Origin of the sequence: Streptomyces sp. AJS327, from assembly GCF_013450295.1 — a bacterium.
In the GTDB taxonomy this organism is placed as follows: domain Bacteria; phylum Actinomycetota; class Actinomycetes; order Streptomycetales; family Streptomycetaceae; genus Streptomyces.
On record NZ_SKBR01000003.1, the window covers coordinates 1,015,300 to 1,037,074 of the forward strand.

17 protein-coding genes are annotated in these 21,775 nt (G+C 70.8%); 11 read left to right on the forward strand and 6 right to left on the reverse strand.

Going from position 1 to position 21,775, the window contains the following annotated elements; translation table 11 throughout:
• Positions 1-321: 321 nt before the first annotated feature.
• From E0L36_RS27935 to bla, 4 genes are all read left to right on the forward strand, one after another.
• The gene (locus E0L36_RS27935) at positions 322-981 is read left to right on the forward strand and encodes a TetR/AcrR family transcriptional regulator (protein WP_308416862.1); all 660 of its coding nucleotides are present in this window, start codon (positions 322-324) and stop codon (positions 979-981) included.
• Between the two features lie 483 nt (positions 982-1,464).
• Positions 1,465-3,042 (forward strand): MFS transporter, encoded by a 1,578-nt coding sequence (locus E0L36_RS21460; protein WP_180930735.1) that lies wholly within the window; start codon positions 1,465-1,467, stop codon positions 3,040-3,042.
• Positions 3,043-3,805: 763 nt separating this feature from the next.
• Complete coding sequence (locus tag E0L36_RS21465; RefSeq protein ID WP_180930736.1) at positions 3,806-4,822, forward strand: RNA polymerase sigma factor RpoD/SigA; 1,017 nt, start codon at positions 3,806-3,808, stop codon at positions 4,820-4,822.
• A gap of 1,472 nt (positions 4,823-6,294) precedes the next feature.
• Complete coding sequence (gene bla / locus E0L36_RS21470; RefSeq protein ID WP_374705575.1) at positions 6,295-7,209, forward strand: class A beta-lactamase; 915 nt, start codon at positions 6,295-6,297, stop codon at positions 7,207-7,209.
• Positions 7,210-8,111: 902 nt separating this feature from the next.
• Here the strand turns inward: bla and E0L36_RS21475 are convergent.
• Positions 8,112-8,258 (reverse strand): hypothetical protein, encoded by a 147-nt coding sequence (locus E0L36_RS21475; protein ID WP_180930738.1) that lies wholly within the window; start codon positions 8,256-8,258, stop codon positions 8,112-8,114.
• A gap of 208 nt (positions 8,259-8,466) precedes the next feature.
• On the opposite strand from E0L36_RS21475, the gene E0L36_RS21480 reads away from it, so the two are divergent.
• Entirely contained in the window at positions 8,467-8,706 is a 240-nt protein-coding gene (locus tag E0L36_RS21480) for a hypothetical protein (protein WP_180930739.1), read from the forward strand.
• 74 nt (positions 8,707-8,780) lie between these two features.
• Here the strand turns inward: E0L36_RS21480 and mscL are convergent, their stop codons facing one another.
• From mscL to E0L36_RS21500, 4 genes are all read right to left on the reverse strand, one after another.
• Positions 8,781-9,290 (reverse strand): large conductance mechanosensitive channel protein MscL, encoded by a 510-nt coding sequence (gene mscL, locus E0L36_RS21485; RefSeq protein WP_180930740.1) that lies wholly within the window; start codon positions 9,288-9,290, stop codon positions 8,781-8,783.
• Positions 9,291-10,336: 1,046 nt separating this feature from the next.
• The gene (locus E0L36_RS21490) at positions 10,337-11,167 is read right to left on the reverse strand and encodes an S-methyl-5'-thioadenosine phosphorylase (protein WP_180930741.1); all 831 of its coding nucleotides are present in this window, start codon (positions 11,165-11,167) and stop codon (positions 10,337-10,339) included.
• Positions 11,168-11,214: 47 nt separating this feature from the next.
• The gene (locus E0L36_RS21495) at positions 11,215-11,610 is read right to left on the reverse strand and encodes an FmdB family zinc ribbon protein (protein WP_180930742.1); all 396 of its coding nucleotides are present in this window, start codon (positions 11,608-11,610) and stop codon (positions 11,215-11,217) included.
• Between the two features lie 66 nt (positions 11,611-11,676).
• Complete coding sequence (locus E0L36_RS21500; RefSeq protein WP_308416863.1) at positions 11,677-13,146, reverse strand: MFS transporter; 1,470 nt, start codon at positions 13,144-13,146, stop codon at positions 11,677-11,679.
• A gap of 889 nt (positions 13,147-14,035) precedes the next feature.
• Here E0L36_RS21500 and E0L36_RS21505 point away from each other — a divergent pair.
• The gene (locus tag E0L36_RS21505; RefSeq protein WP_180930743.1) at positions 14,036-16,747 is read left to right on the forward strand and encodes a penicillin acylase family protein; all 2,712 of its coding nucleotides are present in this window, start codon (positions 14,036-14,038) and stop codon (positions 16,745-16,747) included.
• Between the two features lie 130 nt (positions 16,748-16,877).
• On the opposite strand, the gene E0L36_RS21510 is transcribed toward E0L36_RS21505, so the two are convergent.
• Positions 16,878-17,471, reverse strand: coding sequence for a 5-formyltetrahydrofolate cyclo-ligase (locus E0L36_RS21510; protein WP_374705570.1), 594 nt, complete (start codon positions 17,469-17,471; stop codon positions 16,878-16,880).
• A 91-nt stretch (positions 17,472-17,562) separates the two neighbouring features.
• Between E0L36_RS21510 and galU the strand changes: the two genes are divergently transcribed.
• The 5 genes from galU to E0L36_RS21535 all read left to right on the forward strand — a co-directional run bounded on the left by galU (position 17,563) and on the right by E0L36_RS21535 (position 21,721).
• Entirely contained in the window at positions 17,563-18,465 is a 903-nt protein-coding gene (gene galU / locus E0L36_RS21515; RefSeq protein WP_180930745.1) for a UTP--glucose-1-phosphate uridylyltransferase GalU, read from the forward strand.
• 5 nt (positions 18,466-18,470) lie between these two features.
• Complete coding sequence (glp, locus tag E0L36_RS21520) at positions 18,471-19,796, forward strand: gephyrin-like molybdotransferase Glp (RefSeq protein WP_180930746.1); 1,326 nt, start codon at positions 18,471-18,473, stop codon at positions 19,794-19,796.
• 217 nt (positions 19,797-20,013) lie between these two features.
• Complete coding sequence (gene moaC / locus E0L36_RS21525) at positions 20,014-20,571, forward strand: cyclic pyranopterin monophosphate synthase MoaC (protein WP_180930747.1); 558 nt, start codon at positions 20,014-20,016, stop codon at positions 20,569-20,571.
• Complete coding sequence (locus E0L36_RS21530; RefSeq protein ID WP_180930748.1) at positions 20,568-21,101, forward strand: molybdenum cofactor biosynthesis protein B; 534 nt, start codon at positions 20,568-20,570, stop codon at positions 21,099-21,101. The genes moaC and E0L36_RS21530 overlap by 4 nt, the downstream gene beginning before the upstream one ends.
• Entirely contained in the window at positions 21,098-21,721 is a 624-nt protein-coding gene (locus E0L36_RS21535; protein WP_180930903.1) for a GNAT family N-acetyltransferase, read from the forward strand. The genes E0L36_RS21530 and E0L36_RS21535 overlap by 4 nt, the downstream gene beginning before the upstream one ends.
• Positions 21,722-21,775: the final 54 nt, after the last annotated feature.

Sequence of the window (21,775 nt, forward strand, 5' to 3'; positions counted from 1 at the left end):
TCGCGGGTGGTGCGGTTCAGCTCCTCCCTCCCCGGGGGACCCGCCGGTACGGGCCGCGACGGGGGTTTCGGTGTGGGACCCGGTAGTCGGGGGCGCGTCCGGGCGGCAGCCGGGACGGGGTCGAGGGCCCCGGCCGTGAGGGCGGTGACGCAGATCACTCGGCGGAGGCGAAATAACCGGGGAGGCGATCCCCGTTTAGCCGGTGTCGGACGAACGGGGGACCGCTCCCCGTTTTCGTGCGGCAAGCCCGGCGCGATCCGCGTCCGGCACACCGTTGAAAGCGCACCGGCGAGAGCGCGCCGTCGAGAGGGGAGAGGGGCCGTGGGAGAGACCGTCCACGCCAACCCGGAGGCACCGCACACCGCCCCCTGCGGACGCGCCGACGCGGTACGTAACCGTGACCGGATCGTGGACGCCGCGCGCGAGGCGTTCGTGATCAGCGGCCCGGAGGTCCCGCTCGACGAGATCGCGCGGAGCGCGGTGGTCGGAAACGCCACGCTCTACCGGCACTTCCCGGACCGCGACACCCTCATCCGTGCCGTCGTCCACGCCGTGACGCATCGCGTCGCGGAACGGGCGCGGACCGTGCTGGCCGAGGGTGGCGACGCCTTCGAGGCGCTGCGCCGGTTCGCGCTGGCCGCCGCGGAGGAACGGGTCGGCGCGCTCTGTCCCATGCTGTCCGGCCGGTTCGACCGGGACGATCCGGAGTTCCTGGCCGGGCGGCGCCTCCTGGAGGAGCTGACGGACGAACTGCTCGGTCGCGCCCAGCGTGCCGGTCAGGTGCGCGGCGATATCGGCGCGGGCGACCTGATGGTGGTTCTCAGCCAGTTGACCAGGCCACTCCCCGGTACCGGACGCGCGGAGTTCGGACCGTTCGCCGAACGGCACCTGCTGCTGTTCCTCGACGGCCTGCGGACCACGGCGAGCTCCGAACTGCCCGGGCACCCGGCCACGCTGGAGGCCCTGCGCCCCACCGCCTGAGGTACCGAGCGCGAAGCCGACCCCGATCACCCCGGTCAGAAGGCGCACCGCGAGGCCCCGCCACCGCCGACTCCGCCTCGCGGCGTCAACAACCGTCCACCGGCAGTCAGCGGCCGGTATCAGCCATCCACCCGACAGGTCGACGACGCTCTCCGGCCCCCGGTCACCGGAGCCCGAGAGGGAGCGCCTCGGATCAGCTCGGCTCCGTGTCGATCCGTGAACGGCCCAGACCACGACCGAACCGGATTACGACTACGACCGGCTCAGGCCACGCCTGACCAGACCGCGACCGCTCAGGACACGGCCGAGCGGGTGCCGGCCGGGCAGACCGCGACCGGCTAGGTATCGACCGAGCCAGACCGAACCAGATCGACCCCGACCACGATCGCGCAGCACCGGGTCACCAGCAGTACCAGCACCGCGACGGTCCGCGACCGTCTGATTCCTTCTTGTTCCGTCACGCACCACGAGGTAGGCCTAGCCATGCCACAGACAGCCGACCGATCCGCCACCGAAGCCGAGGGAGGACCGAGCGCCAACGCCACCCGCTGGACCGCGCTCGTCTTCATCGCGCTGGCACAACTGATGGTCGTCCTCGACGCCACCATCGTGAACATCGCGCTGCCCACCGCCCAGTCCGACCTGGGCATATCCGACGGGAACCGGCAGTGGGTGATCACCGCGTACGCCCTCGCCTTCGGTGGTCTGCTGCTCTTCGGCGGACGGGTAGCGGACCTCTGGGGCCGCCGCCGCGCGTTCGTCATCGGACTGGCCGGATTCGCGGTGGCCTCCGCGCTGGGCGGAGCCGCCACCGGACAGGAGATGATGTTCGGGGCCCGCGCCCTCCAGGGCGTCTTCGGCGCGCTGCTGGCCCCCGCGGCCCTGTCGCTGCTCTCCGTGATGTTCACCGACACGAAGGAACGCGCGAAGGCCTTCGGAATCTACGGGGCCATCGCGGGCGGTGGCGGAGCCATAGGCATGATCCTCGGTGGCGTGCTCACCGAGTACCTGGACTGGCGCTGGACGTTCTACGTCAACATCCCGTTCGCCGTGGTCGCGGCGGCCGGTGCCCTGCTGGTGATCAAGGAGCCGCGCGCGACCCGTACGCGGGCCCCGCTGGACGTTCCCGGGGTGCTGCTGTCCACGTCCGGTCTCGTCACACTCGTCTACGCCTTCACCCGCGCCGAGTCTGAGGGCTGGAGCGACTCGACCACGCTGACGCTGTTCCTGGTCAGTGCGGTGCTGCTGGCGGCGTTCGTCGTGGTGGAGACCAGGGTGGTGGCGCCGCTGCTGCCCCTGCGCGTGGTCATCGACCGCAACCGGGGTGGCGCCTACCTCTCGGTCGGTCTCGCCGTGATCGCGATGTTCGGACTGTTTCTCTTCCTGACCTACTACTTCCAGGTCGTGAAGGACTGGTCGCCGGTACTGACCGGACTGGCGTTCCTGCCCACCGTCGCGGGCATGATCACTGGCTCCACACAGATCTCCGCCCGACTGATGACCCGGGTTCCGCCCAAGGTGCTCATGGGCCCGGGCTTCGTCGTCGCCTCCCTCGGCATGCTGCTCCTGACCCAGCTGACGGTCGACAGCTCCTACCTCGCGCTGATCCTGCCCGGGCAGCTGCTGCTCGGCCTCGGACTCGGAACGGCGTTCATGCCCGCGATGTCGCTGGCCACGCACGGGGTGCGCCCCCGGGACGCCGGAGTCGCCTCGGCCATGGTCAACACCTCACAGCAGGTGGGCGGGGCCGTCGGCACCGCCCTGCTGAACACCGTCGCGGCCGGCGCCACCACCGCCTACGCCACCTCGCACGCCGCCGACGCCACCACCGCCCCCGGGCGGCGACTGCTGGAGCTGGAAAGTCTCGTGCACGGATACACCTCGGCGATCTGGTGGGGCTTCGGCGTCCTGCTGGTATCGGCCGCCGTCGCGCTGCTCTTCGTCAACAAGACGGTGGAACGCCCGTCCACGTCCGGAACGGGCTCCGGGTCCGGCTCCGGGGGCGCGCCGGGACGGGACGACTCCGGCGAGCCGGAACAGGTGCTGGTCGGCGCCCACTGACCCCACGCGTCGCACGCCGCCCGCTGAGCCTTGGCGGAGTGGGTGACTGGGACGCGAGCCGGGTGGCCGGACCGGAGCGCCCGCCCGGCCGTTCCAGGAGTGCACCGTCCCCCCCCCGCCCCTTTCCGGTCCGCTCGGCCACCCGCCGTCCCGCGGCTTGTCCGCCCGCCCCGGCCCGTTCCACCGCTCGCGCTCCGGCGCACGGAACGGGCCGGGGCGCTTCCATGCCGTGTTCCCCGTGTTCCCCGTGTTCCCCGTGTTCCCGCCGTCTCGCCTCCGTTGACGGTCGACCGGTCTGTGCGCTGCGCCCGGTACTGGGCCGGTGCGCTGCTGGAACGGCCGCATCCGCGCCGCGTCGTGTGAACGGGGCGCGATGGGTCGCCGGTAGGGGCAACCACGGGCGGATCTCAGCCGTCTCTACCGATGACTGGCGAAAGCCCGTGGACGATCGGTGTAAGCCGGTGCGGGGCTTCGGCTCGGAGCGCTGTCCACGGCGCCTGTCTCCGTGTGACGGGAGTCTCATCACGCGGCGCGGCACCTGGGGACGATGCCCTCAGGACCGGCCTGACCAGTGACTCCCCGCGTTTGGACGCGGACGAAGGTGTCCGTGCGGCCGCACAGGGTACTGCATGATCGCGAAAATGATGAGCGGGTTGGGAATTCTGTCCTGATTCCCGACGTTGATTCTTTCGCAGGCGGGCACTCGGAGAGTGTCCGGAAGCCAGTACCACGGCAGATGTAGATCACTCGCAAGGGAGCACGCATGGCAACCCGTGCCGTCGCCCGTCGACAGGCCGCCGACAAGGGCGCACCTGAGACGGCAAGCAGTGTTCGCGCCGCAGGCGGCGAAGTCGCGGATCGCGACCTGGTCGGCATGTACCTCGACGAGATCTCCCGTACGCCACTGCTCGACGCGGCCAGGGAGGTCGAACTCTCGCTGTCCATCGAGGCCGGGGTCTACGCCCGGCGAATACTGGACGGTGAGGAGGAACCGCTGACGGCCGACTCGCCCAGCGCCGGTGCGACCCGAGAAGAACTGGAAGCTGTGGTCGCCGAGAGCGAGCGCGCCAAGGACATCTTCATCCGCTCCAACCTGCGGCTGGTGGTGGCCGTCGCACGGCGCTACCCCCGCAGTGGGCTGCCGCTCCTGGACCTGATCCAGGAGGGCAACGCCGGGTTGGTTCGTGCGGTGGAGAAGTTCGACTACACCAAGGGATTCAAGTTCTCGACCTACGCGACGTGGTGGATCCGGCAGGCCATCACCCGGTCCATCGCGGACCAGTCGCGCACCATCCGGCTGCCAGTCCACCTGGTGGAGGAACTGGGCCGCATCCGGCGCGTCCAGCGTGAGTTCAACCGGGAGCACGGCCGGGAACCGGAGTCCGCCGAGATCGCGACCGAACTGAGCTCCACCCCCGAGCGGGTGCAGGACGTCCTCGACTGGGCCCGGGACCCGGTGAGCCTCAACATGTCGGTAGACGACGAGGGCGAGACCCAGTTCGGCGACCTGCTGGAAGACACCTCCGCCGACTCCCCGGAGCAGTCGGTGCTGACGGTGATGCGACGCGAGGAACTGGACGACCTCATCGCCCGGCTCGACCCGCGCACCGCCTCCATCATCAAGGCGCGTTACGGCATGGAGGACGGCCGCGAACGCACCCTCACCGAGGTGGGGAAGCAGCACGGTCTGACCCGCGAGCGCATCCGGCAGATCGAGAAGCACGCCCTGCTGGAACTCAAGAAGATGGCCCGGGACACGGGTTTCGACGAAGCGGCCTGACCCACCCACGGGGCTGCGCCGCACGAGCCCCGGGGCCCCAAGGCCCCGGGGGCGGCGCCGAGCGGTACGGACCGGCCGTCGCCGACCGACCGCGCGATCCCACCGTGAACCGCCTCCCCTGGCAGGGGCCCACCTCTGGAGCCACCGGCCTCAACCTCGCACGCGGGCAGAGCGCCGGGAACCTCCAGCGACCGGACTGAAGTCCGGCGCCGAGGCCCCACCACGCTCCTCCGACTCGGCACCCACCGCCCGGGGGGTGACGGAACGATGCCGAAACGGGGCGCCTACGCGACGAGCGGCCGCCGAACCGGCCGCGGGAAAAGGGACGTTCGTGTGCACCCGTCCCACGCCGCCCCCGCTCCCCACGCCCGTACGGGCCCGCGCGTAGCACCCCTTGTGCGGATGATGGGCGCGACGACGGTGACCGCGCGGCCGATTCACCGCGCTGGCGAACCTGACCGTCGTGTCCCTCCCGCCGCCCATACGCGAGTACTCGGCTTGGCTTTCCCGTCGGGGTGGGAGCTGTGGGCCGAGCCCCTTTGGGGCGGCCCTAACCTCCCAAGGCCCGTGAGGACCCGTCGCAACTTCACGTTTGTCGTCACCTCGCTCGCCGGACGGCCGTGGCGCGGACCAGCGCTGGCTGGAGGTGTCGCCACCGTCCGCTGGCCCACCCCCATAAGCGATGGTCGAGTGGACGAGAGCCATCAGGAAGCATTCGGCAAATCCTCAGAAGGCTGGAAGGTCAGAGGACCCAGAGGGCGAGAGCGCATGAGGGCTGGGGGAGGGGCTGGAGAGGTCGGGGAACCCCGAGCCGAGCCAGTGAACGGGACGGTCGCAGCGTCTCGTTCGGCGGTAACGGCGCATTGTGCGTACCCCCGTTGTCGTCGCCATGAATGCGCCCAGCCGCCGCGCCAACGACGGTCGACGCGTACGTCCCGCGCGTACACCCGCGGTCCCCGAACGTCGCAGAGCATCGGGGAGCCGCGCTACCAATTCGGGTCGATCGGCTCAGAGTCCGGCTCCGGAACTCCGGCCTCGTCTCCAGAACTCCGATCCCGCAACCTGACTCCAACGAGAGCACCCGGTTTCGACTCCGTCCGGCAGTCGCCCAGGTCTGAGCTCGGGTCGTGTGCCCGTCCATCGCTTGGGCGTGTCGTCGGCCCACGCAAGCTCGGATCGGACAACGGCGGTGCAGGTGCGGGAGGTTGCGAGGGGTCCAGCTCCGCTTCCGGAGCGTGGCTATGCGCCAGCCAGAATCAGACCCTGTTCCGGAACCAGGTACTCCTCCGGCAGCAGACCACGCGTCAGCATGAGAACGCGAGCCGGACCGGCCACACCACAGGCCGGATAGACGAAGCCGTGGTCCGCTACGGAACCGCCCCGGAACCGCCCCTCCAACTCGTCTAGGCCCGAGAGTGATTGGGAGTACGGGCAGCGCGCTGGCAGGCACGTAGCCTCGGGTCTTGGAGACTATCCGTGAGCGACGAACAGGACGCGAAATGGCCATCACCCGCCGTGGTTCCCTCGCCGCGCTGACCGCCCTCGCCACAGCCCCCGTCGTCGGCGGTTCCCCGTCCGTCGCTGCCGCGATGACCACGACCAGAGCCTCGGCCGACGACACCTTCGCGAGCCTGGAGCGGCGGTTCGACGCCCGGCTCGGCGTCTACGCGCTCGACACCGGCAGTGGACGGACCATCAGGCATCGGCCCGATGAGCGGTTCGCCTACTGCTCCACGCACAAGGCGCTCTCAGCCGCCGCGGTGTTGAAACAGAACACGCTGGAGGAACTTGAGGAACGTGTGCGCTACGGACCTGAGGACCTGGTGCCACACTCGCCGATCACGGAGCGGTACGTCGGCACCGGTATGACCCTCCGCGCCCTGTGCGACGCCGCCATCCGCTACAGCGACAACACCGCCGCCAACCTCCTGTTCGACGAACTCGGGGGGCCCAAGGTGTTCCAGGCCACCCTCGCCGTTCTCGGCGACACCGTCACTCGTGCTGACCGCATCGAGACCGACCTCAACGAGGCCACCCCCGGCGACGCCCGTGACACCAGCACCCCCCGGGCTCTCGCCACCGACCTTCGCGCGTACGTGCTCGGCGACGCGCTCGGCGAGGGAAAGCAGCAGTTGCTGGTCGACTGGCTCCAGCGCAACACCACCGGTGACGACCTCATCCGCGCTGGTGTCCCGGACACCTGGGTCGTCGGAGACAAGACCGGTGCGGGAGGTTACGGCACGCGTAACGACATCGCCATCGTCTGGCCGCCCCGGTCCGCGCCCCTCGCCATCGCCGTTCTCTCCAGCCGCGACACTCGGGACGCTGAATACGACGACGAGCTCATCGCACGCGCCGCCAGAACAGTCGTGGCAGCCCTGGCCTAGCCATCGCAGCCGCGGCTGCCCAGCTCCCGGCACGCGGGGGCAGTCCCGCCCCGGCGGACGACACCGTGCGCCCCCGATGGTGTTCGTATCCCGAGTCCGGTGGACGCAGCGGTCTCTAAGACGAGTGCCATGCTCAGTTCCCTCTCGGCAACGGGGCGTTCGGTGGCTGCCGGGCTGTGCACGTTGCCGCCGCCGTACGTCGGAGAGGCCGCAGGAACAGGAAGGCCCGGACGGCACGGCTTCGGAGGACGCCTCAGGCGAGCCGAGCGGGCTGGAGGTGTCGCACGTCCTCAAGTCGCCGCAGTGGCCAGTTCGTTCGGCGGGGCGCCGGCCAATGTGCCGACCAGCGGTCGACGGTCGACGGCCTTCCCGCCGGTGGCGATCCGCGTCGTACAGGAGAGGGCGGCGCCGTCGGTGCTGGTGGTGGCCACCCGTCGGGATTCCGCCAGCCGCGGCGTCCGCGTGCGTGGCCTCTGGGTGGCAGGGGACGAATAGCTCAGAGCCCGCGCGCCATGGAGCGAGCCCTTCCGTGGCTCCGGGCCCGAGTCCGCCACGATGACCGCCGGGCGCGCGTCGGCAGCGCCCGTCTCCGGGCACGGCCGCCGCCTGCCGCTCGTCACGGCTCCGCCGCCGCACCTGTCCTCCGCGCCGACGTCGGCTCTCGCCTGGCCCCGTGTCCCTTGCGCGCCCCCGTCCGTCCAGGATCGGCCTGTGACTGGCCCGGTGGGCCTCCGGCCCGTCCAGTGCGGGAACGCCACGATGATCCCTGTCTCCGGGCGGTACGACGCGCCCAGCCCGCTCGGCCCCCTGCCGCCGCGCCTCTGGCCGGACGGGAGTAGCGGAGGGCTCAGCGGGACGATCCGGTGCGATCCCACTGCCACCGGTGTCTGGCGCCCTTCCGGTCAGCTCGTGGCCTGCGAGGCGGTGTACCCGCCGATGGTGCGGCGACGTCCGATGGCCGTCACGGGGCGGCTGTGCCTGACCAGGGCGCCCGCACGGGCGGAGGCCGTCCGCTGGATGCCCCGGCCCTGGCTCCGTGTGTCCGTCACGGGGCCCGTGGTTCCCGCTGGGGACCGCCCCGCGGGGGTCGTGATCGGTCATCCGCGGTTCGTCCCCTGGGCGCCCGTTGACGGTGCCTCCGACTAGACGCCCTGAAACGGCGCTGGTGGGTCCGTCAGGGCACCCTGGGGCGAGGGGGAGGCGGGGCGCGGTGAGCAGGCGGGAACCCGATCGGATGCCGCGCCGTACGCTGGAGGTATGAGCACCCCATCGCACTCCGGAGGCGAGTGTCCGGACGCCGCTCCGGGCGCTGCCGATCCGACTGAAGCGCCTGGTCACCAGGGTGTGAGCGGTGCGGCGCGGCTGGTTTTCGACGATCCACTGGGGCACCGCGCGCCGGACGACACCGATCAGGGGTGGGGCGGGCGCGAGGCGCTCGGCACCTCCACCGGGGACCTCGCTCGCTTTCTGGAAGAGAAACCGCCGCACCACCTCTGAGAGCGGCTGAAACGGGAAGGGCGGTGCGAGCTTCCTCGGCTCGCCACCGCCTCGCCCGAAGTGGGCCTGACCCCCTAGTCCTCCGGGGTGCGCGGGGCGGTCACGGTCCTGCGGCCGTCCTCCGGACCCTGCCGCTGGGCGACCAGAGTGTCCCGGATCTCCGTCAGCAACTGGATCTCGGTGGCCTCCGGCTCGACCGGTCCCGCCTTCGCCGCCTGCCGCTCCTTGTACTTGTTCATGGGAAGGATCATGAGGAAGTACACGACGGCTGCCGTGATCAGGAACGTCAGGGTGGCGCTGAGCACCGGTCCCCAGTAGATCGCGACCCCCTCGGTCACCTCCCCCGAGGAGTCGTCGTAAGAACAGGGGCCACGCAGACAGGAACGGTAGTTCGTCAGGTCCTCGGTGCCGATGGCACCGACCAGCGGGTTGACGAACCCCTTGACGACCGAATCCACGATCTTGCTGAAGGCGGTTCCTACGACGACGGCAACGGCCAGTTCGACCACGTTGCCCCGCATGAGGAACTCCCGGAACCCCGCCAGGACGCCCTTCTTCTCTTCGACGGCTGACTCGTCGCTCAACGTGCTGCCTCTTCCCGAACCACTCGCGGACACGATGCATGAAGCGAACGAAGCGGGTCATGAGCGGGCCCGATGCCGGACTGGGGGAGATCAGCCTGATCAGCACAGGGTCACCGCCAGCCGGGAATCGGCCGCCGCACCGACGAGGTCGGTTGCGATCCGGCGTGGGACCGCGAGCACGACAAGCGCTCCGTCGCTCGGCACAGTGTCGTCGGCCAGTAGAACCTTCGCTACTCGGGCATGATGTGCCACCACCCGGGCAGATTCGTTCTCTGACCTACTCGCGATCACGTCGACTCGGTCGTTTGGTTGCAGAAGCCGGACCGTCGCCGCGTCCGAGATCCGCACCGGTGCGGATACCACCTCCCGTCCGGAGTCCTTGGCCGCGCTGTCCGGCCGGGAGCCCGAACTCCCGGGCGTGGGCGCACTGTCGGAGGTCTCTGCGCTCCGGGCCGGAGCGAACGCGGCCACCGCCGCGCCCACTGCCAGCGCCGCGGCGATCTGGCGCCTGCCGCGCCGTACGAGCCGTCGTAGACGGTGCCGGTCCCGTCCCGCGCGTACCGGGGCGAAGTCGGGCACAGCGGTGCGGACGTGATGAATCTCTCGGCGGACTGGGACGCGGTCGTGGGCTGTGTGTCGGACGTCTCGGGGCACGCTGTTCACCGCCAGCTCAGCAGTCTCGGATCTGGTCTTCCGAGCTACGGTGCACGGTCGCGCGAGATCCTGCTGGAGCCTGTGGACGAGCTGACGGTTGTGGACAAGTCCCTCACCCTGGGAACGCGCCACCGCACGGTGAGCCGAACCGTTGGCCGCCGCCCATCCCACCCATCCCACCCATCCCATCGACCAGCAGTCTCCGGAGAGAATTCGCGCGCGGCGAGCGCGGAGCATCGTGGCTGAGCGGAATGAGCAGCACGAGCAGGCCGGGGTCATCGGTCCCGGGAGCTTGGCCCCTCCCGTGGGTGTGGCCTCTCACGGTCTGTTGGGCCACGGTGGGGCTCGGCAGGTGCGCGTGGGCGGCCGGTAGCCGTGGCGCGATGTCGTCCCTACGGGAGGTCGAAACCGAGGGTCAGACCGTCCAGGGCGTTGGCGCAGTCGCAGGCGCGCTCGGTGGGCAACTTGCGGACCGCGGAGAACAGGACCTCGCGCAGCCGCCCCACGTTGGCGCCGAACACCCGAAGGACCTCCGCCTGGGAGACGCCCTCGCCCGTCTCGGCCCCCGCGTCCAGATCCGTGACGAGCGTCAGGCTGGAGTAGCAGAGGCCCAGTTCGCGGGCGAGCACCGCCTCGGGGTGGCCGGTCATGCCCACCACGGACCAGCCCTGCTCGGCGTGCCAGCGTGACTCTGCCCGGGTCGAGAAGCGGGGACCTTCGATCACGCACAGGGTGCCGCCGTCGACCGGTTCCCAGTCCTGTTCCCGGGCCGCTCGTAGCGCGGCGTCCCGCCCGGCCTCGCAGTAGGGGTCGGCGAACGCCAGGTGGATCACGCGCGGGGTGGAGCCGTCAGCGCGCGGCTCACCGTCGAAGTACGTCTGCGCACGGGACTTGGTGCGGTCGACCAGCTGGTCGGGCACCAGCAGGGTGCCGGGCCCGAACTTCGGCTGAAGTCCCCCCACGGCGCACGGCCCGAGGACCTGACGCACCCCCGCGGCGCGCAGGGCCCACATGTTGGCCCGGTAGTTGATCCGGTGCGGCGGGAGGTGGTGGTCGCGGCCGTGCCGGGGTAGGAAGGCGACCTTCCGGCCCCCCAGCACGCCGAGGAAGAGTGAGTCGCTCGGGCGACCGTAGGGGGTGTCCACGGACACCTCGGTCACCTCGTCGAGGAACGAGTAGAAGCCGGAGCCCCCGATGACGCCGATCTCAGCCTGTTCGTCCATGCGTTCACCCTACGGGGCGAACGTGGGACGGTCAGGTGGCCCGTCGATCAGGCAGCGGAGGTGGTGGCCTTTCCGCCACTCTTCTCCTTGCCGCCGCTCTTCCCACCGGAGTCGCCACCCGAGCTGGTGGAACCGGAGGATGATCCGGAGCTGTCCGACGTGCTGGAGCCGGAGGAGTCCGAGGAACCGGAAGCGGAGGAGCTGTCCTTGCCGCTCTCGCTCGACGTGTCCTTCTGCGGAGCGGCGGGGCTGCTGCTGGAGGACGAACTGCGGCTGTCGTTGCGGTAGAAGCCGGAGCCCTTGAAGACGATGCCGACGGCCGAGAAGATCTTCTTCAGGCGTCCCTCGCAGTTGGGGCACACCGTCAGCGAGTCATCGGTGAACTTCTGCACCACCTCAAGGCCCTCGCCGCAGTCGGTGCACTGATACTGGTACGTCGGCACGTTCTCCTCCTGGCACTCTTCCTAAGTGAGTGCTAACGACGCTCCATAGTGCAGTATTCCCGCGTGTCAGTCCACCGGGACCGGCATACGGTGACCGACGGCACGTACGCCGTTCACCCTCGAAGGTCCGGGGGACAGCCTGGAGCGGAAGAGCAGCAGTACGACCAGGGCGAGCCCGGATCCGACCAGCGGAGCCAGGAAGCCCGTGGTGGCGCCGCCCCGGTCCGTCAGCTGCCCGGCGAGCGTCGAGCCGGCCGCCTGCCCCAGCGCGATGGCGCCGGTGAGCCAGGTGAACGCCTCGGTACGGGCGGTGGCGGGTACCAGGGTCTCCACCAGCGTGAAGCTCGTGATCATGGATGGCGCGATGCAGAGTCCGGTCAGCAGCCCCAGCCCACCCAGCAGCCACCCCCAGGGCAGCAGCTGCGCCGTACCGGCCAGCAGCAGCGCTGCCAGCGCCAGCGTGGGATAGGAGCACAGCAGCCGCCATCGTGCCGTGCGCCGCCACCGGACGGCCCCCACCGCGAGGGCCGCGAGCATGTTCCCACCGGCGAAGACCCCGTACATCACGCCGTTCAGCTCCGGCTGCCCGATCGACTGCGTGAACGCGGCGAGGGACACCTGCATGCCGCCGAAGACCGTGCCGATGCCCAGGGTCGCCGCCACCAGCACTCGCAAGCCGGGCGCGGACCAGGCGGAGTCCGTCGAACGCCCCCCGGGGGAGTCGGTACCGGAGGGCAGCCCGGACGTGCCACCCCGGTCCGCGCCGGGGGCTGCTCCGGGGCGTGGGACCCGTGCCGCGCGCCGGGGCAAGGCACCGCGGAACCGGGCGGTCCCGCGGCGGGCTGGGTGCGGTCCGGAGGGGACCGGCTGGGTGCGCCGCTGCGCCGCGAAGACCAGCGCGCCACCGAGCGTCAGGACGGCTTCAGTGCCCAGTCCGGCGGCCGGGTGCAGGCCGGTGCTCAGGGCGGTGGCGAGCACCGGGCCGATGACGAAGGTGAACTCGTCGGTCACGGACTCGAAGGCCGCCGCCGTCGTCAGCAGGGAGGAGCGAGTGCGGGGCGCTGACTCTCCGCCGGCGGGGCTGGTGAGCAGGCTCGTCCAGCGAGCCCGGACCATCGGGCTGATCTGCGGGGTCGACGCTCCGGCCGGAACGGCGGCGGCGAACAGCACCCACAGTGGGGCTTCCCGCAGCGCGACCGTGATCAGTAGGCCGACCAGGGCGGCGTGCAGGACCGCTCCCGGTACCAGGACGGCGGCCTGTCCGTAACGGTCGGCCAGTCGGCCGACGCGGGGGGCGATGAGCGCCATCGAGATACCGGAAGTGGCCGAGACCGCCCCGGCGACACCGAACGATCCGGTGGTGTGCTCGACCAGCAGCACGATGCCGATGGCGAGCATGGCGAACGGCTGCCGGGCGAAGAAGCCCGGAACGAGGAAGGTCCACGCTCCGGGGGTACGCAGCAACTGCCGGTAACCGGGTCTGGGTTCCGGGGTCTGCTCAGGGGTGTCCTGGGTGGCGGTGGCCTGGGATGCCACGGTCGCCGGCCTTTCTGCCGTCTGGTAGCGCACCACGGGGACGCGCCGAGAGCTGTCCTCTCGCGCATGACCGAGGTGATGCCGGGGCTGTGGGCCGTGGCCGCCGTGCGGTCGCGCCAGCTCTGCTTCAGACGGGGTCTGAACTACACATCTGGCTACACAGTCGTACCGCGCGGCTGTCTCACACCGCGCGATCGTCTGACGAACGATATCGAACGAAAGACTGCGAACCAGCCTAACGTGCCCCGATGAGGAAGCGCCCGCCCCTGTGGCGAGGCTCGGGGAGGGTGGCGGCGATGACCACCGGGAAACCTCTCCAGTCGCCCTCGTGCTGTGCTGGCCCGCAGGCCCGGCTCGGCCCTGGCGCGGTTCCGCGCATGGGGCCGGCCGGCCGTGGGTTCCGGTCGGGTTCGGGCTGGGGTCCGGGTCGGATTCCCTCCAGCCCGCAACCTCCGGTTTCGGCGCGGGCTCGCTCCGTGCCGGGCGGTTCGGTCGGGGGCAGGGGAAGGGCGTGGTTCTTCGGGTCGGTGTCAGGGGAGGTGGGTGGTACGGGTGGTGTGTGCGCGAAGGCGGTGCGCGCGTGGGGCGCGTGGGGTGTGACAGGCGCTGTCGCTCGGAGCGGTACGCCGTTGGGCAGCCGTGTACGCGTTCGTTAACGTTCGTGTGGCTGGGTGCCGGGTCGAACACCCGCCCCCGTGAAGGAGGTACGGAGCACCCGGGGGGAAGCTGCGGAGCATGTACGGGGAAGGGGGGCGCCGTTGGGACTCCGGTGGCGGTGAGCTGATGACTCGCTGTACGAGCGCGGCACGGCTCCGCCTAAGGTTGCTTCTGCGCGGGGCTCCACGGGGCCCCTCAGCTCAAGGTCCCCCCTGCCCTCCGAAGGACAGCGATGCCTGCCAAGAAGACCTCGCGACGCGCCCGCCTCCTCGTGATCGCAGTCGTGCTGCTGCTGGTGGCGGTCCTCGGAGGCAGCTCGTACTGGAGTATCAGTACCGTCCGCGACTCCTTCCCGCAGACGACCGGCACCCTCAAGGTCGGCGGGCTGAACGACCCCGTCACCGTCAAACGGGACGGCAACGGCATACCGCGCGTCTACGCGGACAACGCCGACGACCTCTTCCTCGGTCAGGGATACGTCCAGGCGCAGGACCGTTTCTGGGAGATGGACGTCCGGCGGCACATGACCTCGGGGCGGCTCTCCGAGATGTTCGGAGAGAGCACCGTGAAGACGGACGCGTTCCTGCGCACGCTCGGCTGGCGGGAGGTGGCGGAGAAGGAGTACGAGATGCTCTCGCCGACCACCAAGAAGTACCTGCGCGCCTACGCGCGGGGCGTCAACGCCTACCTTGAGGACCACAAGGGCTCCTCGGCCTCGGTCGAGTACGCGGCGCTGGAGTTCGAGAACGACTACAGCCCGCGGAAGTGGAGTCCGGTCGACTCCATCGCCTGGCTCAAGGCGATGGCGTGGGACCTGCGCGGCAACATGTCGGACGAGATCGACCGCGCCCTGATGTCCAGCCGGCTGGAGAAGAACGAGATCGAGGAGCTGTACCCTCCCTACCCGACGGACCGTAAGAAGCCCATCGTCGAGGAGGGTTCGCTCGATCCGGCGACCGGCCGGTTTGGTGCCCCGCCACGTGGCGCCGTCACGCCCGGCACTCCTCCCGGCCAGTTCGACGAGGCCGCGCGGGACGCGAGTACCCAGCTGAGCCAGATCTCCAAGAAGCTGGACGACATGCCGGACGCGCTCGGCCCGAACGGGACCGGTATCGGGTCGAACTCCTGGGTGGTGTCCGGGCAGCACACCACCACCGGCAAGCCGCTGCTCGCCAACGATCCGCACCTCGCCCCCCAACTGCCGTCGGTCTGGTACCAGATGGGCCTGCACTGCACCACGGTCAGCAAGGCGTGTCCGTTCGACGTGTCCGGATACTCCTTCTCCGGGATGCCCGGCGTGGTCATCGGCCACAACCAGGACATCTCCTGGGGGATGACGAACCTCGGCGCGGACGTGACCGACCTCTACCTGGAGAAGGTCCGGGACGGGAAGTACCTGTACGACGACGAGTGGGTCAACTACCGCACCCGTTCCGAGAAGATCAAGGTCGCCGGGGGAGACGACCGGAAGATCACCGTGCGCAGTACCCGCAACGGCCCCATCGTCTCCGACCGGGACGACGAGCTGCGCAAGGTGGGGGACAAGAGCCCGGTGGGCCTCTCCGCGCCGGACCGCGGGGACGGGTTCGCGGTCTCGCTGCGCTGGACGGCCCTTGAGCCGTCGCGGACGATGGACGCCGTCTTCGACCTCAACCAGGCGTCCGACTTCCGGGAGTTCCGCAAGGCGGCGCGGGGCTTCGCGGTCCCCTCGCAGAACCTCATCTACGCGGACACCAAGGGGAACATCGGATACCAGGCGCCCGGCCAGATCCCGATACGCGGCAAGGGCGACGGCCGGTACCCCGCACCCGGCTGGGACCCGGAGTACGCCTGGCAGAACAAGACGATCCCGCAGGGCGCGCTGCCCTGGGAGTACAACCCGAAGCGCGGCTACATCGTCACCGCCAACCAGTCCGTGGTCGACAAGAAGAAGTACCGCTACCACCTGACGGACGACTGGAGTTACGGCGCGCGCAGCCAGCGGATCAACGACCTCATCGAGTCGAAGATCGAGGACGGCGGCAAGATCTCCATGGAGGACATGCGCTCCATGCAGATGGACAACAGCAGCGAGATCGCGAAGCTGCTCGTTCCGTACCTCCTCAAGATCGACATTGATGACGAGTACGTACGCGAGGCGCAGAAGCTGCTGGAGGGCTGGGACTACACGCAGGACGCCGACTCGGCCCCCGCCGCGTACTTCAACGCCGTCTGGCGCAACCTGCTGAAGCTCGCCTTCGGGAACAAGCTCCCCAAGGAACTCCGCGTCAAGGGTGACTGCCTGAACGTCGCGCCCGCCGACGAGTCCGGCCCCCTGGAGGACCTCGACGGGGACGAGCGGCTGGTGCGCGAGTGTGGCCAGCGCAGCGCGGACGCGGCGCAACCCGACGGTGGCGACCGCTGGTTCGAGGTGGTGCGCGGACTCCTCAAGGACCCGGAGAGCAAGTGGTGGAAGACCCAGGGCAGTAAGCTGCGGGCCGGTGACAAGAACCGCGACGAACTCCTGCGGCACGCCATGCGGGACGCCCGCTGGGAACTCACCTCGAAGCTCGGCAAGGACATCGACACCTGGAGCTGGGGCCGGTTGCACCGGCTGATGCTGAAGAACCAGACGCTGGGTACCGATGGCCCCGGCTTCCTCCAGTGGGTGCTCAACCGCGGCCCGTGGGAACTCGGCGGCGGCGAGGCGGCGGTGGACGCCACCGGCTGGAACGCCGCGGGGGGCTACGACGTGATCTGGGTGCCGTCCATGCGCATGGTGGTCGACCTGGACAACCTGGACCGTTCGCGGTGGATCAACCTGACCGGTGCCTCCGGCCACGCGTTCCACAAGAACTACACCGACCAGACGGACAAGTGGGCCAAGGGCGAGCTGCTGCCCTGGGCGTTCAGTGAGAAGGCGGTGGAGAAGGGGACCGAGGACAAGATGGCCCTCACCCCCTGAGGCCATTGAGGCCACGCCCCTTTGGACGCCTCACAGGCGCACCCGCTGAGACGGCCGCGCTCTCACCGCGCGGTCGGCCGTGACCGGGCCGGTCGGACCACTCCGACCGGCCCGCCGTCATCGGCGCGGTTCAGTGGCCGACGTACCGCACGCCGGAGGGTGTGACGGCCGCGTCCACCGGAAGGTCGTGGGCCTCGGCCGGAACGTCCGGCAGGACCTCGTCGTCGTAGAGCAGCACCGCCAGGGTGGGCCGGGCCCCGGCTTGTCGCAGCCGGTCGAGCACCCGGTCGTAGGAGCCGCCGCCGCGTCCCAGCCGGACTCCGCGCGCGTCCACCGCGAGCCCCGGCAGCAGGACCACGTCGGCTTCGGCGACCGCCGCCGGGCCCAGGTACGGAGCAGGGGGTTCCCGGAGCCCCCGGCCAGCGGGCACCAGGCTCTCCGCCCCCGGATAGGCCCCCCAGTCCAGGTCGTTGTCGGGCAGCAACACCGGCAGCAGTACCCGGGTGCCGCGTTCCCGGAGCGCGTCGAGGAGCGGCAGGGTGCCCGGTTCCCGGCCCACCGAGACGTAGGCGGCGACGGTCCTGGCGTTCGCCAACTCGGTCAGCGTGAGTGCCCGTTCCGCGAGAACCGCGGCGGTGTTCTGAACGTCTTCCTGGGTCAGCAGGGATCTCCGCGCGAGGATGTCCCGTCGCAGTCCGCGCTTCCTGGCGTGCATCTCGCCCATCTTCGTGCCGAAACCCTCTCTTGTACGTAAAGCGCAACAAGTGGTGGTGACGCTTACCTACCGCATGAAGTCAGCGGTTATGGTGCGGGACATGACTACGTCCCGTACAAGGATCACCAAAGCTGTTATCCCAGCTGCCGGTCTGGGCACCCGCTTCCTGCCAGCGACCAAGGCCACTCCCAAGGAGATGCTGCCCGTTGTCGACAAGCCCGCCATCCAGTACGTCGTCGAGGAGGCGGTGACCGCCGGTCTCTCCGACGTGTTGATGGTCACGGGCCGCAACAAGCGTCCGCTGGAGGACCACTTCGACCGGAACTACGAGCTGGAGCAGGTCCTGCGGGACAAGGGCGACGCCACCAAGCTGGCTCGGGTGGAGGAGTCCAGCGCCCTCGCCACCATGCACTACGTCCGCCAGGGCGACCCCAAGGGCCTGGGGCACGCGGTGCTCTGCGCCGCCCCGCACGTCGGTGACCAGCCGTTCGCGGTCCTCCTCGGTGACGACCTCATCGACCCGCGGGACCCGTTGCTGAGTCGGATGACGCAGGTGCGACAGGAGCACGGCGGCAGCGTCATCGCCCTGATGGAGGTGCCGCCGGAGTCGATCCACCTCTACGGCTGCGCCGCCGTCGCGCCCACCGGCGAGGAGGACGTGGTGCGGGTCTCCGGCCTCATCGAGAAGCCAGCCGTCGACGAGGCCCCGAGCAACCTCGCCGTCATCGGTCGGTACGTCCTCGACCCGGGGGTCTTCGAGGTGCTCCGGAAGACCGAACCGGGCCGTGGCGGTGAGATCCAGCTGACCGACGCGCTCCAGACGCTCGCTGACGACCCCGGGATGGGCGGTCCGGTGCACGGTGTCGTCTTCCGCGGACGGCGGTATGACACCGGCGACCGGGGAGACTACCTGCGTGCCATCGTCCGCCTCGCGTGCGAACGTGAGGACCTGGGCCCGGACTTCCGGGACTGGCTGCGCGGTTACGTCACCGAGGAGATGTAGATCAAGTGAGCAAGACCTGGTCGGTCGAGGAGCACCTGGAGGACATCCTCGGCACCGTCCGTCCGCTGGAGCCGATCGAACTACAGCTCCTCGACGCGCAGGGCTGCGTCCTCGTCGAGGACATCACGGTGCCGGTCGCGCTGCCGCCCTTCGACAACAGTTCCATGGACGGGTACGCGGTCCGGGCCGCGGACACCGCCGAGGCCAGCGCGGACTCGCCGGTCGCCCTCCGGGTCGTCGGAGAGGTCGCGGCGGGCAGCTCCGAACTGCCCTCGCTCGCGGCGGGTCAGGCGGTGCGCATCATGACCGGGGCTCCGCTGCCCTCCGGCGCCGAGGCCGTGGTGCCCGTCGAGTGGACGGACGGGGGCCTTGGTGGCGAGCCCGTCGACGCGATGCCCACCGGAGCCACCGGCCGGGACGTCGTCGACGGCGAGGTGCGGGTGTTCCGCCCCGCGAGCCAGGGGGCGCACGTACGGACGCGCGGAAGCGACGTGCGCCCCGGCACGGTGGCGCTCACGGCCGGTACGGTGCTCGGCCCCGCCCAGATCAGCCTGCTGGCGGCCATCGGCCGGGGCAGCGTCACGGTGCGCCCACGGCCCCGGGTGGTGGTGCTGTCGACCGGCAGCGAACTCACCGCCCCCGGAGAGGAACTGGGTCCCGGCCGTATCTACGACGCCAACAGCTTCGCGCTGACCGCGGCCGCCCGGGCAGCGGGCGCCCTCGCCTACCGGGTGGGTGCGGTGCCGGACGACCCGGACTCCCTGCGTTCCACCATCGAGGACCAGCTGATCCGCGCTGACGCGGTGGTGACCAGCGGCGGGGTGAGCGTCGGCGCTTACGACGTGGTCAAGGAGGCACTGTCCGGCGTCGAGGACGGGCCGGAGGACGGGCTCGGCGCCGGTGGCGGGGTGGAGTTCCGCCGCCTCGCCATGCAGCCCGGCAAGCCCCAGGGGTTCGGCGTGGTCGGTCCGGACCGCACGCCGTTGCTGGCGCTGCCGGGCAACCCGGTCAGCGCCTACGTCTCCTTCGAGCTGTTCGTCCGGCCGCTGGTGCGGGCCCTGATGGGCTGTAGCCCCGTGCGGCGCGCCGCCGTGACCGCCCGGCTGTCCGCCGACGCGCCGCTGGTTTCACCCGAGGGCAAGCGGCAGTTCCTGCGGGGGGAGTACAGCCCGCCCGGTGAGGGCGAGCGGCTCGGCACGGTCCGGCCCGTGGGTGGCGCGGGCTCGCACCTCGTCGCGGCACTCGCCCAGGCCAACGCCCTGATCGACGTCCCGGAGAAGACCACCGCCGTCGAGCCCGGCGACGAGCTGTCGGTACTCCCACTCGACTGAACTGGCCGGGGCTCCCGCCGTCCCCGTGGCCCAGGCAGCCCGCGTCCGTACCGCCCGCCCGGCCCCGACGGCCCCGCGTCCGGCCCCGCCCACCCCCGGGCCCGGCCCGCGGGGCCGTCGGGGGATGGGTACCGCCGAGCGTGGGATGGTGGAAACCTCGGGCGCCCCACGGTGCTACCGGTACGGTGTCCGGGCACAGCAGCCGACGGGGAGAGCGATGAGCAGCGCCAGGCACGATCACCTCACGCATCTGGACGAGGCCGGGGCGGCCCGCATGGTGGATGTGTCCGCCAAGGACGTCACGGCGCGCACGGCCCGGGCGGTGGGCCGGGTGCTGGTGGCACCCCGCGTCGTGGAGCTGCTGCGCGGTGGCCCCGGCGAGGAGACACTGCCCAAGGGCGACGCGCTGGCCACCGCCCGGATCGCCGGGATCATGGGGGCCAAGCGGACGCCGGAGCTGATCCCGCTCTGCCATCCGCTAGCGCTCTCCGGCGTCACCCTCGACCTCACCGTGGCGGACGACGCCGTGGAGATCGAGGCGGCGGTGCGGACGACGGACCGTACCGGGGTCGAGATGGAGGCGCTGACCGCCGTGACGGTCGCCGCGCTGACCGTCGTCGACATGGTGAAGGCCGTCGACAAGTCCGCGGTCATCGCGGACGTCCGGGTGGTGGAGAAGACCGGTGGGCGGTCCGGGCACTGGACGAGCCCGCGGTCGCGGACGGCGGCCGGGCCGTCCGGCCGCGGAACAGCGGGAAGGACGGACGGGGCATGAGCGAACCGAACCAGCCGCCCGAGGAGTCCCCGGGCGCCCCCTACCGCGCGCTGGCCGTGACCGCGTCGAACCGCGCGGCGGCCGGGGTGTACGCGGACCGCGGCGGGCCGGTGCTGGTGTCCGGGCTGGCCGCGATGGGGTTCGAGGTGGACGGGCCGAGCGTCGTGCCGGACGGCGAACCGGTGGAGGAGGTTCTGCGGGCCGCCGTCGCCGCGGGGTACGACGTGGTGCTGACGACCGGCGGTACCGGTATCTCACCCACCGACCGCACGCCGGAGATGACCCGCCGGGTTCTGGACTACGAGGTTCCGGGCATCCCGGAGGCGGTCCGCGCGGTGGGGGTCGCGAAGGTGCCCACGGCCGCGCTCTCGCGCGGGGCGGCGGGCGTCGCGGGCCGCACGCTGATCGTCAACCTTCCCGGTTCCACCGGCGGGGTCCGGGACGGTCTCGCTGTCCTCGAACGCCTGCTGCCCCACGCCGTCGACCAGCTGCACGGCGGCGACCACCGCGCCGAGGGCGGCAGCGCCTGAACGCCCCCTGGCCTGCCGAACTGGCGGACGGTGCGACGACCCTCCGCCCGATAAGGCTGCGCGATCAGCGGGCCTGGCGCGAGGTCAACCAGCGCAACCGGGACTGGCTGCGCCCCTGGGAGGCCACCATTCCCCCGGCCGTGCCAGGGCGGCTCCCCACCCGCCGCCCGACCTTCCGCCAGATGGTGCGCCACCTGCGGGGCGAGGCCCAGGCCGGGCGGATGCTGCCGTTCGTGGTCGAGCACGAGCGGCGGCTGGTCGGGCAGCTGACGGTCGCCGGCATCACCTGGGGCTCGATGTGCTCGGGGCACATCGGGTACTGGATCGACCGTGAGGTGGCCGGACGGGGTGTGATGCCCACATCGGTCGCGCTCGCCGTGGACCACTGTTTCCGTACGGTCGGCCTGCACCGTATTGAGGTCTGTATTCGGCCGGAGAACTCGCCGAGCCGCCGGGTGGTGGAAAAGCTCGGCTTCCGTGAGGAGGGCATGCGCCCGCGCTATCTCCATATCGACGGTGCGTGGCGGGACCACGTGGTCTACGCGCTGACGGTGGAGGACGTGCCGGAGGGGCTGCTCGCCCGCTGGCACCGGGAGAGTCCGGGCGCCACCCACAAATAAGAAACGTGTTCGAAATACGGCACGAAACATGTGTCGCCTGGCCACCATTTCCGC

Bases quoted from the DNA above. Each gene is read 5' to 3' on its own strand.
- E0L36_RS21465 (WP_180930736.1), top strand. From the start codon at position 3,806: ATGGCAACCCGTGCCGTCGCCCGTCGACAGGCCGCCGACAAGGGCGCA.
- E0L36_RS21460 (WP_180930735.1), top strand. From the start codon at position 1,465: ATGCCACAGACAGCCGACCGATCCGCCACCGAAGCCGAGGGAGGACCG.
- galU (WP_180930745.1), top strand. From the start codon at position 17,563: ATGACTACGTCCCGTACAAGGATCACCAAAGCTGTTATCCCAGCTGCC.
- E0L36_RS21490 (WP_180930741.1), bottom strand. From the start codon at position 11,167: ATGGACGAACAGGCTGAGATCGGCGTCATCGGGGGCTCCGGCTTCTAC.
- E0L36_RS21480 (WP_180930739.1), top strand. From the start codon at position 8,467: ATGAGCACCCCATCGCACTCCGGAGGCGAGTGTCCGGACGCCGCTCCG.
- E0L36_RS21505 (WP_180930743.1), top strand. From the start codon at position 14,036: ATGCCTGCCAAGAAGACCTCGCGACGCGCCCGCCTCCTCGTGATCGCA.
- E0L36_RS21530 (WP_180930748.1), top strand. From the start codon at position 20,568: ATGAGCGAACCGAACCAGCCGCCCGAGGAGTCCCCGGGCGCCCCCTAC.
- moaC (WP_180930747.1), top strand. From the start codon at position 20,014: ATGAGCAGCGCCAGGCACGATCACCTCACGCATCTGGACGAGGCCGGG.
- E0L36_RS21510 (WP_374705570.1), bottom strand. From the start codon at position 17,471: ATGGGCGAGATGCACGCCAGGAAGCGCGGACTGCGACGGGACATCCTC.